At 67.9% G+C, this 12,536-nt stretch carries 12 protein-coding genes; 2 read left to right on the top strand and 10 right to left on the bottom strand.

The features are described from left to right. Window positions 1-5: 5 nt before the first annotated feature. The 7 genes from V9K99_RS37035 to dop form a co-directional block, all read right to left on the bottom strand. Window positions 6-659: a GNAT family N-acetyltransferase gene (locus tag V9K99_RS37035; RefSeq protein ID WP_337010581.1), complete on the bottom strand. Its 654-nt coding sequence runs from the start codon at window positions 657-659 to the stop codon at window positions 6-8. Window positions 660-674: 15 nt separating this feature from the next. After that, the gene (locus V9K99_RS37030; protein ID WP_337010583.1) at window positions 675-3,299 is read right to left on the bottom strand and encodes a beta-N-acetylglucosaminidase domain-containing protein; all 2,625 of its coding nucleotides are present in this window, start codon (window positions 3,297-3,299) and stop codon (window positions 675-677) included. Window positions 3,300-3,466: 167 nt separating this feature from the next. Continuing rightward, the gene (locus V9K99_RS37025; RefSeq protein WP_337010584.1) at window positions 3,467-4,114 is read right to left on the bottom strand and encodes an NUDIX hydrolase; all 648 of its coding nucleotides are present in this window, start codon (window positions 4,112-4,114) and stop codon (window positions 3,467-3,469) included. Then, complete coding sequence (prcA, locus tag V9K99_RS37020) at window positions 4,111-4,950, bottom strand: proteasome subunit alpha (RefSeq protein ID WP_337010586.1); 840 nt, start codon at window positions 4,948-4,950, stop codon at window positions 4,111-4,113. The genes V9K99_RS37025 and prcA overlap by 4 nt, the downstream gene beginning before the upstream one ends. Before the next feature lie 38 nt (window positions 4,951-4,988). Beyond that, the gene (gene prcB / locus V9K99_RS37015) at window positions 4,989-5,828 is read right to left on the bottom strand and encodes a proteasome subunit beta (RefSeq protein WP_337010588.1); all 840 of its coding nucleotides are present in this window, start codon (window positions 5,826-5,828) and stop codon (window positions 4,989-4,991) included. Between the two features lie 8 nt (window positions 5,829-5,836). Next, a complete protein-coding gene (locus tag V9K99_RS37010) occupies window positions 5,837-6,046 on the bottom strand; it encodes a ubiquitin-like protein Pup (RefSeq protein WP_337010590.1) in 210 nt (69 codons plus the stop codon). 57 nt (window positions 6,047-6,103) lie between these two features. After that, on the bottom strand, window positions 6,104-7,624 hold the full coding sequence (gene dop / locus V9K99_RS37005) for a depupylase/deamidase Dop (RefSeq protein WP_337010592.1): 1,521 nt from the start codon (window positions 7,622-7,624) through the stop codon (window positions 6,104-6,106). Between the two features lie 73 nt (window positions 7,625-7,697). Between dop and V9K99_RS37000 the strand changes: the two genes are divergently transcribed. Both V9K99_RS37000 and V9K99_RS36995 read left to right on the top strand, forming a co-directional pair. Further along, window positions 7,698-8,192, top strand: a complete 495-nt coding sequence (locus V9K99_RS37000; RefSeq protein ID WP_337010594.1) for an NUDIX hydrolase — start codon at window positions 7,698-7,700, stop codon at window positions 8,190-8,192. Next, complete coding sequence (locus V9K99_RS36995; protein WP_337010596.1) at window positions 8,189-8,926, top strand: phosphotransferase; 738 nt, start codon at window positions 8,189-8,191, stop codon at window positions 8,924-8,926. Before V9K99_RS37000 ends, V9K99_RS36995 begins: the two co-directional genes overlap by 4 nt. Window positions 8,927-8,933: 7 nt before the next feature. Here V9K99_RS36995 and V9K99_RS36990 read toward each other — a convergent pair whose 3' ends face one another. From V9K99_RS36990 to arc, 3 genes are all read right to left on the bottom strand, one after another. After that, the gene (locus V9K99_RS36990; protein WP_337010598.1) at window positions 8,934-9,302 is read right to left on the bottom strand and encodes a hypothetical protein; all 369 of its coding nucleotides are present in this window, start codon (window positions 9,300-9,302) and stop codon (window positions 8,934-8,936) included. Between the two features lie 67 nt (window positions 9,303-9,369). After that, complete coding sequence (locus V9K99_RS36985; protein ID WP_337010601.1) at window positions 9,370-10,569, bottom strand: polysaccharide lyase family 7 protein; 1,200 nt, start codon at window positions 10,567-10,569, stop codon at window positions 9,370-9,372. Between the two features lie 140 nt (window positions 10,570-10,709). Then, window positions 10,710-12,455, bottom strand: coding sequence for a proteasome ATPase (gene arc / locus V9K99_RS36980; protein ID WP_337010603.1), 1,746 nt, complete (start codon window positions 12,453-12,455; stop codon window positions 10,710-10,712). Window positions 12,456-12,536: the final 81 nt, after the last annotated feature.

Raw genomic sequence — 12,536 nt, 5'->3', positions numbered from 1 at the left:
CCAGCCTACGCGACGAACCACTCCCGGCAGCCCTCCAGCCCGTCAACCCTGACCTGTGCACCGGACCAGTCGTCGCGCGTCAGGCGGAGGCGGTCCGAGATGACCGGCTGACCGTCGAGGACGTCGCGGGAGATGCCGTCCGGCCGGTAGCCGAGTTTCCGGGAGACGCCCTGGGAGGCGGCGTTGTCCTGGAACACCTCGGTCAGCGCCGCCACCGCATCGAGCCCGTCGAAGGCGAGCTGCAGCAGCGCCTGCCGTGCCTCGGTGCCGAACCCCTGGCGGTGGTGTGGCAGGCCGAGCCAAGAGGTCGTCTTCACCTCGCGGAGGACGGCGAAGTCCTGGGCGCGCAGGGTGACCATGCCGATCGGCGTCGTGTCGCGAAACACACCGAGCTTCAACGCCCAGTCCTGCGGAGTCCACTCGGCCAGAGTGCTCCAGTACCCCTGCATCACGCTCCGGGCGCGTTCGGCCGGTGGCACCTCTGTCCACGGGGTCAAGAACGGCCGCTCCCCTGGCTTGTGGACGCCGTTTGCGGCGACATCCGCGAGCGCGGCCAGCTCTTCCTCGTCCGGCTGCCGGAGGACAAGGCGTTCGGTGGTCAGCCGGAGGCGGCGCAGCGGCCAGTGGTCGATCAGCACGCCGCCATCCTGGGCCGACATCAGATCCCGGGCAACCTAGTTTCGGTGCAGGATCACCTCATGGACCCGTGGCGGTACGGCGCCGGCCGCCCAACTGATCCGAACCGCCTCGACAGTGGCCGACGGGATCGCGACAGCGGTGTAGGCGGCCTGAATCTGACCCGCTGGTTTCCACCCCGCCGCGGTCTTCACCTCGAGTCGGCCGAGGGCAGCGGAGCCGTCGGCCTGGAGGACGGTGAGCCGATCCACCGGGCGTGGCGTCGACAGTGTGATGACCAGCGCATCACCTTCGATGGGTGCTGTCACGGCGGTGTAGCTGGTGGTCACGTTGCGATCGACTGCGTTGGACAAGGCCGAGCCGTCCGCGGGAGCCGGCGTACCTGTTGCCGTGAGCACCGACTCGGAGCCGTCGGTCACCTGGATCGAGAACTCACGAACCACGAGCCAGTACGACGGGTTGTCGGCAAGGGCTCGGTAGCGGACATACCGAGCCGTGGCGTTCGCGGTGAAGCGGACCTCAGCCGTGGTGGCCCGCGTGAGCTCGGTCCAACTGGACCCGTCGGTGGAGTACTCCAGGGCGCCGGAGTGGATGTAGTCCTGCGGGCTGCCGGACTTCCCCATCAGTACGGCGATGTCGCCGATCGCCCGTGGTGCGCCGAGGTCGACGCGGATCTCGTCACCGGCCACCGGCGCGCCGTTGCTCCAGTAGAAGGTCGACTCGTCGCCGTCGATCATGCGGTCGGGGACGTTCTCGGCGTACGTGCCCTGTGAGCTGGACGCCGTACGCCCCGGCTCGATGCCCATCCACTGGTCGTGGACCCGGCCGGCCTCGGTGAGGAACGCGTCGGCCACACCCTCACCGATGCGCGGGTAGGTGTTGGAGTGCGGCAGGCGGGTGTCGCGGATCGCCTTGGCCTGGGTGACCAGCCGGTCGATCCGTTGCCGGCTCGTCCACGCTGCCGCGCCCTTGCCCTCGGCCACTTCATCGAGGAGTTGCAGCGATCGCTGCAGCGCCTGCCCCCACAGCACAGTGGCGTCGAGCCAAGCCTTCGCCTCGTCAGCAAACGCTGGATCCTTCACACCCAGGCGTAGCTGCGCGGGCGCCTTCTCGACCGCGGTGAAGTACGGCTTGATCGCCGCGATCGCACTGTCGCGATCCCCGGTCTGCCAGGTCTTCCAGAATGCAGCGGTCCGGGCGGCCAGCACCGGCGCGCTCTCCGGGTGCAGCGTCGAGTCGTAGGTGTTCAGGTCGGCGAAGACCCCGAGGGCCGCGATCGTCTTGCGGTCTCCCCCGGCTCGTTCGGCGATCGCCCGGTGCCATGACGCCTGTTCGTCGTACCGGGCCGGATTCCAGCCGAGCTCGGCGAACGAGTACAGGGCGAGCTTGCTGACCGCGGCCTGATTCATCGGGTTCGAGATCACGCCGGCGACATGCTCGGCGATCCCGGGCTCTCGGCCGCTGTAGTCGGCCAACGGGATCCGGCCTGCCAGGTAGTCGTTGACCGGATAGTTGTCCCAGATCAGGATGTCGTGCCCGAACACCGCCTTCGCCTGCGCCGCTTGTGCGGTTGTGATCGTGCGCGGGATGACACCGATACCGGTCCAGTGCACGACCACCGCGCGGTCGAGCTGCTCCCGCAATGACTTCTTGTACGGCGTCTCGGACACGTTGTAGTACTCGGTCGGGACCATCTGCAGCGGGGCGAGATCCGGCTTACTGGCTACCCACTCGCGCTGGATCCGGTTCAGCAGCTCGCTCTGCGCCTGGCCGGCCGCACCGCCGCCGGTGCCGTACTTCTCCCGGTCGGCCGCGCAGTGCCAGGTGTTGTAGTCGATGTCGTCGAGCGGCACGTTGAACGCCCGCGCACCCAGCGCGTAGAGCGCCTCGAACTTCGCGATCAGCGCCTGGTAGTCGCTGTCCGAGGTGTAGCAGATCGAGAGGCCGGGCGAGAGCGCGAAGGTGAAGTCGACTTTGTTGCTCCGGGCCCGCTCGATCAGTTCGCCGAGCTCGGCCAGCTTGTCGGCCGGGTACGGGTCGCGCCACTGCTCACGGTGGTACGGGTCGTCCTTGGGCGCGTACTCGTAGGTGTTCATCCGGTGCGCGCCGAGGTAGTCCAGGTGATCGAGCCGGTCGGCGTGCGACCACGGCGTACCGTAGAACCCTTCGATCGAGCCGCGGTACCGCATCGTCGGCCAGTCCCGGATCTCGACGCCGTCCACCTGGTTGCCTTGGACAAGTTGTGCGAAGGTGCGCGCGGCGTAGTACGTCCCATCGGTGTCGACGCCGTCGAGTACGACGTGCTTTTGACCGATGGCGAGCACATAACCCTCAGCCGGCAATCCCTTGGCGGGCTCGACGTTCAGCTTCCGCAGCGTCTGCTCGCTCCCACCCAGCCAGATCGTCACGGCGGCCGGCTGATCACGAACAGTTCGTACGCCGGCCTGCTCGAGCGTCTCGCGGACGAGGCGCTCGGCGTCGGGGTCCGTGGTCGGGCCATGGACCAGGCCGACTGTCCGGCCGAGGGCGAACCCATCCCCGCGGCCGATGGTCTGTTGAGGCTCAGGTGTCACGGGCGCTTCCGTGGTGTCGGCCGCGGCAGTCTGAACGGTCATGGTCTGGACGACGAGTGCGAGCAGCAAGGGCAGGGCGAGACGGCGCATGAGCAACTCCTCGGGCGGAAGGCGTTTGCACCACCCATCCACTCAGTGCGCAGACCTGCGCGTCAACCCCTAACCCTGACCACTTCCAGTCACTTCCCTCCCCTCCCCTCCGTAACGTCCGAAGAAGTGAGGGCTATAGGCCACAGTTCTTCGGACGTAACGGGCAGTTAGAGCAGGCCGGCGTGGTCGAGGGCGATGTAGGCCGCGTCGATGCCGGTCATGGCGCCGGGGGTGCGGAGCTCGGCGCGGAGTTGCGCCACGGTGAGCTCGACCGGGATGCAGTCCTCGAACTCGTCCAGGGCCTGGCGACCGTCCGGACGGCAGCCGCGGGCGATCCCGACGTACTTGCGATAGACCGAGGAGGCCGCCGACCAGTTCCAGGCGACGAGCTCGAACGACTCGCACGTGTAGCCGGTCTCCTCCTCGAGTTCGCGGACGCCGGCCACGGCCGGATCCTCGCCGACCTCGACCAGGCCACCCGGGAGGTTCGTCACGACCCGGTCAGGCCCCGGGCGGAAGATCCGGATGGTGACGATCCGGCCCTCCGGCGTCAGCGGCAGCACGGTGATCCCGGACGTGATCCCGGAGGCCGTCTTCGGGCCGAACACATCCCAGTCGACCTCCCGCCCGTCCGGCAGCCGATACCGCCGCTGGTTCACCGTCAAAAACCCGTTGAACCCCGGCCGCTCCCCCAGCAACTCCCAAGACACCGGATCCCCAGCCCGCACGTCATCTACCACCGCGCGGTCGCCAGGCGGGACGGCACCGGCCGCCGTGGACGTGGTGTCCACGGCGGCCGGCTCGCGATCTGTCACAGCGGTCGGTTGTCGTCCGGCTCCTCCGGGGGAGCCACCGGTACGTCGTCCTCCGCCGGGGCGACCGGGGTGTCGTCGGTCGCGTCCGGGCTCGTGTCCGCCTTGTCGGCGGCCGGCTCCGTCGGGGTCGTGTCCGGGCTGGACTCCGACAGGATCCGCGCCAGCGTCTCCTCCGAGATCCGCTTGAACTTGCGGACCTGGGTCCGGGTCCGGTCCAGGACCGCGACCTCGATCTGATCCGGGGTCAGCTCGCGGACCTCGTTGCTGTCGTGCCCGAGCGCGTCCACCGCCAGCCGGAGCGCCCCGGCCAGCGAGATGCCCTCCTGGTAGTGCTCGCCGACGTAGTCCGCGACCTGCTCGGCCGGCCCGCCCATCACGGCGTACCCGCGGACGTCCGCGATCGAGCCGTCGTACGTGAGCCGGTAGATCTGGTCGTCGGCGGCGCTGGCGCCGATCTCCGCGACCAGGATCTCCACCTCGAGCGGCTTCTCACCGCCGGAGGAGAAGATCGCGCCGAGCGTCTGCGCGTAGGCGTTGGCGAGCGCCCGGCCGGTCACGTCGCGCCGGTCGTAGGAGTACCCGCGCATGTCGGCCAGCCGGACGCCGGCGATCCGCAGGTTCTCGAACTCGTTGTACCGGCCGACCGCGGCGAACGCCATCCGGTCGTAGATCTCGGCCACCTTGTGCAACGCCGGCGACCGGTTCTCCGCGACGAACAGGATGCCGTCGGCGTACTGCAGGGCGATCGCGCTGCGGCCCTTGGCGATGCCCTTCCGGGCGAAGTCGGCCCGGTCCCGCATCAGCTGTTCGGGCGAGACGTAGAACGGAACGCTCATCGAAGGTGTCGTCCTCTAATCAGTCGATGGGGAGGGGGTCAGGTGAGGGACGAGGCCGGGCCGTCGGGCCGGTTGTGCCGCTCGGCCCACACCGCGTCGACGATCGCGGCCACCTCGTCCTCGGGCAACCGCTGGTACCCGTCGGAGGTGACGACGCCGACCACCGGGAAGATCCGCCGCAGCATGTCCGGCCCACCGGTCGCCGAGTCGTCGTCGGCGGCATCGACCAGCGACTGGATCAGGACCGTGACGCACTCGGTCGCGGACAGGTCCTCGCGGTAGAGCTTCTTCAGCGCGCCGCGGGCGAACAGCGAACCCGAGCCGACACTGTGGAAGTGGGTCTCCTCGTACCGCCCGCCGGTCGGGTCGTAGGAGAAGATCCGGCCACCCTGGATCTCCTCGTCGTAGCCCGCGAACAGCGGCACCACGGCCAGGCCCTGCATCGCCATCGCGAGGTTGCCCCGGATCAGCGCGCTCAGCCGGTTGGCCTTGCCGTCCAGGCTGAGCGTGGTGCCCTCGAGTTTCTCGTAGTGCTCCAGTTCCACCTGGAACAGCCGGACCATCTCGATCCCGAAACCGGCCGAGCCGGCGAACGCGACCGCGGAGTACTCGTCGGCCGGGAACACCTTCTCGATGTCACGCTGGGCGATGATGTTGCCCATCGTGGCGCGCCGGTCGCCGGCCATCACGACGCCACCGGGGAAGGTGGCCGCGACGATCGTGGTCCCGTGCGGGACGTCGGCGGAGAAGTCGGCCGACCCCAGGCTGCGCCGTCCCGGCAACAGGTCGGGCGCGTGCCCGGCCAGGAAGTCCATGAACGACGAGCCACCTGGGGTCAGGAAGGCTTCCGGCAACCGGCCGGAGGCATCGAAAGTCATCGAGCGGTTCACTCCCCACCCTTTTGCACGAATCCGCGAACGAACTCCTCGGCGTTCTCCTCGAGCACTTCGTCGATCTCGTCAAGGATCGAGTCGACGTCCTCGTCGAGCCGCTCCTTGCGCTCCTGGACGTCCTCGGACGCCTCGACCTGCTCGACCTCTTCCTCGGTCGTCGAACGCTTCGGCTGCTTGTGCTGCTGTCCGCCGTCCTTCGCCATGGCACACACCTCCTAGAACCGCAGGGAAGGCCGCCCAACCGGCCTCCTATAGCGACCCTACCCGGCGGCGCCCCCAGTGATGGTGCGAACCAGGTCACTCGCGGTGTCGCATTGGTCAAGAAGTGCCCCAACATGCGCTTTCGTGCCCCGCAACGGGTCCAAAGTGGGGATCCGCTGCAGTGACTCCTTACCCGGCAGATCGAAGATCACCGAGTCCCAGGAGGCGGCCGCGACCTGCGGCGCGTACTGCTGCATACAGCGGCCGCGGAAGTACGCCCGGGTGTCCGTCGGCGGGTGCGACACCGCCATCCGGATCTCCTCGTCGGACACCAGCCGCTGCATCCGGCCGGCCTTGACCAATTTGTAGTAAAGACCCTTGTCAGGGCGCAGGTCGGCGTACTGCAGATCGACCAGGTGCAGCTTCGAGTCGTCCCAGTCCAGGCCGTCGCGGTCGCGGTACGACTGGAGCAGTTTGTACTTCGCCACCCAGTCGAGCTGGTCGGCCAGTTTCATCGGGTCGGTGGCGAGCTGGTCGAGCACCTGCTCCCAGCGGTGCAGCACGTCCTTGGTCTGCCGGTCCGCGTCGTCGCCGTACTTGTCCTCGACGTACTTGCGGGCCTGCTCCAGGTACTCCGTCTGCAGCTGTACGGCGGTCAGCTTGCGACCGTCCTTGAGCGTCATCAGGTGCGTACAGGTCGGGTCGTGGCTGATCTCGTGCAGCGCGGTGACCGGGCGGTCCACACTCAGGTCGTCGGTCAGCCAGCCGTCCTCGATCATCGACAGCACCAGAGCCGTCGTCCCGACCTTGAGGTAGATCGAGATCTCGGACAGGTTCGCGTCACCGATGATGACGTGCAGGCGGCGGTAGCGGTCCGGGTTCGCGTGCGGCTCGTCGCGGGTGTTGATGATCGGCCGCTTCAGCGTCGTCTCCAGGCCGACCTCGACCTCGAAGTAGTCGGCCCGCTGGCTGATCTGGAAGCCGTGCTGGGTGCCGTCCTGGCCGATTCCGACCCGGCCGGCGCCGGTCACCACCTGACGGCTCACGAAGAACGGGGTGAGATGCCGCACGATCGACGCGAACGGGGTCGAGCGGCGCATCAGGTAGTTCTCGTGCGAGCCGTACGACGCGCCCTTGTTGTCGGTGTTGTTCTTGTACAGGTTCAGCGGGGGTGCGCCGGGGATCTGGCGGGCCTGCCGGGCGCCCTCCATGATCACCAGCTCGCCGGCCTTGTCCCAGACCACCACGTCCCGCGGGTTCGTCGTCTCGGGCGCGGAGTACTCCGGGTGGGCGTGGTCGACGTACAGCCGGGCGCCGTTGGTGAGGATCACGTTGGCCAGGCCGGTCTCCTCGTCGGTCAGTTGACTGGAGTCGGCCACCTCCCGGCTCAGGTCGAAGCCGCGCGCGTCCCGCAGCGGGTGCTCCTCGTCGAAGTCCCATCGGGTCTTGCGCGCGAGCGGCTGCGTCTGCGCGTAGCCGTTCACCACCTGGCTCGAGGTCAGCATCGGGTTGGCCCCGGGCTGTCCTGGAACCGAGATGCCGAACTCGGTCTCGGTTCCCATGATCCGCCGAACACTCATGCGAACGAGCCTACGCGGTGGAGGCCCGTAAAGCCGTTGCTGTGTCCACAGGGTTACGTGTGAAACTGCCCGGGTGGACGAAATCGTGGCGATCCTGGACGAAGACAACCATGTCACCGGGTCGGCGCCGCGGTCCGTCATGCGCCGCGACAACCTGCGGCACGCGGCCACCGGAGTACTCGTCCGGAATCCGGCCGGTGACATCTACGTGCACCGGCGGACGCCGACCAAGGACGTCTTCCCGGCGTGTTACGACTTCTCCGCAGGTGGTGTCATAGCCGCCGGTGAGGACCCGTACGACGCCGTCGTACGCGAGCTGGCCGAGGAGCTGGGCATCACCGGAGTGGACCTGGTGAAGCTGCCGGAAGGCGACTACGCGGACGAGTCCACGAACTACCACGCCTACCTCTACACGTGCGTCTGGGACGGCCCGGTGACCCACCAGCCGGAGGAGGTCTCCTGGGGCGCCTGGATGTCGCCTGAGGAGCTCGTACGACGCCTCGACGAGTGGCCCTTCGTCCCCGACACCACCGCTCTGCTCGGACCGTACGTCAGGAGCCTCGTTTGACGATCACGGACAACGGTTGGGACAGCCGCGCGTGGCTCGAGGGCGACTGGCTGCACCGGGAACCACGCCGCGACGAGGTCCGCCCGAAGCTCCTGGCCGAAACCCGCCTACTCCCCTGGCTCGCTCCACAACTCCCCCTCCCCGTCCCTCTCCCCGAGCCGACTGAGTACGGCGTACGCCACCGACTGCTCGTGGGTGAGCCGCTGGAAGAGGCCACCATCGAGCTGGGCCATGCACTCGGGTCGTTTCTGCGCGCACTGCACGACGTCGACCCGGTCGAGGCGGTCGCACGTGGTGCGCAGGACGCCGAGTCGGCCGCTGCGGAGCGCGTGGAGATCCTCGACAAGATGCGAGCCCAAGTGATCCCGCTGCTGCCGGCATCGGCCCAGGCTGACGGCGAGGAGCTGATCGACCGGATCGCCGGCGTACACACGACGTTGGTGCATGGTGATCTCGGGCCGGAGCACGTGCGCGTGCACGAGGGTCGCATCACTGGCGTGATCGACTGGACCGACGCGCATATCGGCGACCCCGGGCTGGACCTCGCGTGGTGCCTGATCGACCCGGCCATCGCCGAAGGGGTCGCAGAGGCGTACGGCGTGACCGCGGAGCTGCGGGAGCGGGCGTACGACTGGCATCGCCTCGGGCCGTGGTACGAGGTCGGCTACGGGATCGAGACCGAGCAGCCGGAGTTCGTCCAGAGTGGTCTCACCGGGGTGCTGAAGCGGCTCTGAGGGCCGCTCAGCGGCTGTTCGGGCGGTTGCCGAGGGCGCGGGCGTAGTTGATGCCGACCAGGCCCGCCCAGCTGACGACCATGCCGACGAGACCGACCATGTCGGCCGCGATGGCGGTGATCGGGATGGCGGCGACGACGGAGATGATCGCCAGCGCCAGGCCGCCGGGGTCGGAGCCTTCACGGCGCTTGAGGCCCATCGCCTCGAGAACCTGGTCCTCCCGGCGCAGCTCGGCCTCCCGCCCATGACGCTGGGCCTCGCGGGCGTCGAGCTTCTCCAGGAAGCTGTCGATGATCGCGTCCTCGTACTCCGGCCCCAGCTCCTGCCGCGCGGCTGCCGCCGCCCGCAGGTCCTTGCGCAAGTCGTCCGTCGCCATATCAGGACGATACGTCCGCGGCCGCCGCCGGGGGATCCGGGAAAACCCCGGCGGCACCCCCGCTGTGTCAGCTGTGCTGCACCTTCAGATCGAAGATGTGCACCTCGCCGTAGTTGGACGCGCTGCACGGCGACGACTTCTCGCAGTTCGCCTGGGTGTAGGCGCCGGCCTTGAAGTAGGCCCCGGACAGGGACTTCTTCAGCGTCGTCTGGAGTACGCCGTTGTAGTACGCCTTGATCTGGCCGCCGGACACCACGAACTTCGCCTCGAACGGCGTGCCGAGGACGTAATCGCTGGTCACCAGCTTGTAGTTCGGGTTGTCCCCGTCGGTGATCCAGAGATTCTTGCCCTCCAGCCGGAACACCGTCACGTCATCGTCGCCGCCGTGAATCTGCGCACCGACCACCTGCGGCTTCACGGCCGGCAGTTTGACGAATGCTTCCTTCACGGTCAGCGTGTGCGTCCCCGAGGTCGACGACCAGGCCGCGTTCTTGGTGCCGTTGTCGGTCATCTCCCGCAACTCCGCCCGAGGGTAGCTCGAACCACTCGTGGTCACGCCGTTCACGGGCGCCCGGAACTGCACCCCGTTGCCGGCGACCTTGAAGTACGGGTCATTGCTGTACGTCGCCAACGCCGGTTGCTTGACCTCGGTCGGCTTCTCGTCCGAGCCGATCGGCAGAGTGACCTTCCAGTTCCTCAGGTCCAGCACCTTCGCCGGGACGTCACCACCAGGCGGCGGATCGGTGGGACCGCCACCCACGCCCCACACCTGGACCTCGGACAGGCTGTTCCAGGCCCCGTGCTCCCCGTCGTCGACCAGGGTGTGCCCGTGGCCGACGTACCGCACCTTGGAGGCCGTCACGTCGGCGATGTCGAAGGTCTGCAGCCCGGTCGTGGTGCCGCTGCTCTGGCCGTCGTACACGGTCTTCCAGGTGCTACCACTCGCCACCTGCAGCTCGAAGTCGTTGCGGCGCTCGTCGCCCTTGTAGACGGCGAGCTTGATCGCCGAAACGGTCGTGGCCGCGCCGAGATCCAGTTCCAGCCAGGCCCCATCGCCCTTCCCGGACCATCGCGTGCCCAGGTCGTCGTCCACGACATTGCCGGGCAGGTTGTCGTCACTCGTACTCGCCCGCACCGCACCGGCCGCCGGGGTGACTTCTCCGGTCGCTGCCGAGGTGCTCGGCAAGACGCCGGCCCAGACCGCGCCGCCTACCAGCGCCACCGCGACCAGGCCGGCCGTTGCGACCGTGATACCGGGTCTCTTCATTTCCACTCCTCCACCGGGGACAAACCGACCCTCATCGTGTCGGCGCGTCCCGCCGTCGCACGGCCGGTTGCACGTTCCTGCCATGGAAACGGCGACTGCCCCTGGACAGTGGATGTCCAGGGGCAGTCGGTACGACGGTTTTACAGGTACTGACCCGTGTTGGTCGCGGTGTCGATGGAGCGGCCCGGCTCGGTGCCCTGCTTGCCGGAGATGAGGGTACGGATGTAGACGATCCGCTCGCCCTTCTTTCCGGAGATGCGGGCCCAGTCGTCGGGGTTGGTCGTGTTCGGAAGGTCCTCGTTCTCCTTGAACTCGTCCACGCACGCCTGCAGCAGGTGCTGCACCCGCAGACCCTTCTGGTTGTCGTCCAGGAAGGCCTTGATCGCCATCTTCTTGGCCCGGTCGACGATGTTCTGGATCATCGCGCCCGAGTTGAAGTCCTTGAAGTACAGGACCTCCTTGTCACCGTTGGCGTAGGTGACCTCGAGGAACCGGTTCTCGTCGGCCTCGGTGTACATCCGCTCGACGGTGCGCTGGATCATCCCGTTCACGCACTCGCCCTTGTCGCCGCCGAACTCGTTCAGGTCGTCGGCGTGCAGCGGCAGGGTGGTGGTCAGGTACTTCGAGAAGATGTCCCGGGCCGCCTCGGCGTCCGGGCGCTCGATCTTGATCTTCACGTCCAGCCGGCCCGGTCGCAGGATGGCCGGGTCGATCATGTCCTCACGGTTCGAGGCACCGATGACGAGCACGTTCTCCAGGCCCTCGACGCCGTCGATCTCGCTCAGCAACTGCGGGACGATGGTGTTCTCCACGTCGGAGGACACACCGCTTCCGCGGGTGCGGAACAGCGAGTCCATCTCGTCGAAGAACACGATCACCGGCATGCCCTCGGAAGCCTTCTCCCGGGCCCGCTGGAAGACCAGCCGGATGTGCCGCTCGGTCTCGCCGACGTACTTGTTCAGCAGCTCCGGACCCTTGATGTTGAGGAAGAACGACTTCTGCCCCTCCACCCCGGTCCGCTCGGCCACCTTCTTGGCCAGCGAGTTCGCCACCGCCTTGGCGATCAGCGTCTTGCCGCAGCCGGGCGGGCCGTAGAGCAGCACACCCTTCGGTGGCTTCAGCTCGTGCTCGAGGAACAGGTCCTTGTGCAGGTACGGCAGCTCGACCGCGTCCCGGATCTGCTCGATCTGGCCGGTCAGGCCACCGATCTGGGTGTAGTCGATGTCCGGCACCTCTTCGAGGATCAGCTCCTCGACCTCGGACTTCGGGATCTTCTCGTAGACGTATCCCGACCGGGCCTCCAGCAGCAGCGAGTCACCGGCCCGCAGGGGGATGTCGAGCAGCGGCGACGCGAGCCGCACCACCCGCTCCTCGTCCGCCTGCGCGATCACCAGGGCCCGCTCGCCGTCGGCCAGCAGTTCCTTCAGCATCACCACGTCGCCGACGACCTCGAAATCGCAGGCCTCGACCACGTTGAGCGCTTCGTTCAGCATCAGTTCCTGGCCGAGCTTCAGCGCGTCCAGGTCGACCGAAGGACTGGCCGCGACCCGCAGCTTGCGGCCACCGGTGAACACGTCCAGCGTGTCGTCGTCATTGCGTCCGAGGAAGGTGCCGAAACCGGACGGCGGCTGCGCCAGCCGGTCGACCTCCTCCTTCAGGGCGATGATCTTCTCTCGCGCCTCCCGCAGCGTTTCGGCCAGCCGCTCGTTCTGAGCGGTGACACTCGCCAAGGAGGCCTGGGTTTCGGACAGTCTGCTCTCGAGCGACCGGCTGTCCGCCGGGTGCTCCAGCAGCCGACGCCGCAACGCTGCGACCTCGGCTTCCAGGTAACGGACCTGGTTGCGCAGCTCTGCCGCGGTAGGGCTCTCGTCTCCAGCCACGATCATCACCTCACCATGTGGGGCTCGACCCTATGGACCTTACCCAGAAAACCTCACCGGGCAAGCTGAATCCCATCACGTGTCGGT

It is taken from the genome of Kribbella sp. CCNWLW201, from assembly GCF_037203805.1.
Lineage (GTDB): Bacteria > Actinomycetota > Actinomycetes > Propionibacteriales > Kribbellaceae > Kribbella.
The sequence above is the reverse complement of the archived record's forward strand: the minus strand, read 5'-3'. Positions and strand labels throughout refer to the sequence as shown.

Excerpts from the sequence above, each read along its gene's own strand:
- V9K99_RS37035 (WP_337010581.1), bottom strand. The coding sequence starts at position 659 with ATGTCGGCCCAGGATGGCGGCGTGCTGATCGACCACTGGCCGCTGCGC.
- V9K99_RS37030 (WP_337010583.1), bottom strand. The coding sequence starts at position 3,299 with ATGCGCCGTCTCGCCCTGCCCTTGCTGCTCGCACTCGTCGTCCAGACC.
- prcA (WP_337010586.1), bottom strand. The coding sequence starts at position 4,950 with ATGAGCGTTCCGTTCTACGTCTCGCCCGAACAGCTGATGCGGGACCGG.
- prcB (WP_337010588.1), bottom strand. The coding sequence starts at position 5,828 with ATGACTTTCGATGCCTCCGGCCGGTTGCCGGAAGCCTTCCTGACCCCA.
- V9K99_RS37010 (WP_337010590.1), bottom strand. The coding sequence starts at position 6,046 with ATGGCGAAGGACGGCGGACAGCAGCACAAGCAGCCGAAGCGTTCGACG.
- dop (WP_337010592.1), bottom strand. The coding sequence starts at position 7,624 with ATGAGTGTTCGGCGGATCATGGGAACCGAGACCGAGTTCGGCATCTCG.
- V9K99_RS36990 (WP_337010598.1), bottom strand. The coding sequence starts at position 9,302 with ATGGCGACGGACGACTTGCGCAAGGACCTGCGGGCGGCGGCAGCCGCG.
- V9K99_RS36985 (WP_337010601.1), bottom strand. The coding sequence starts at position 10,569 with ATGAAGAGACCCGGTATCACGGTCGCAACGGCCGGCCTGGTCGCGGTG.
- arc (WP_337010603.1), bottom strand. The coding sequence starts at position 12,455 with ATGATCGTGGCTGGAGACGAGAGCCCTACCGCGGCAGAGCTGCGCAAC.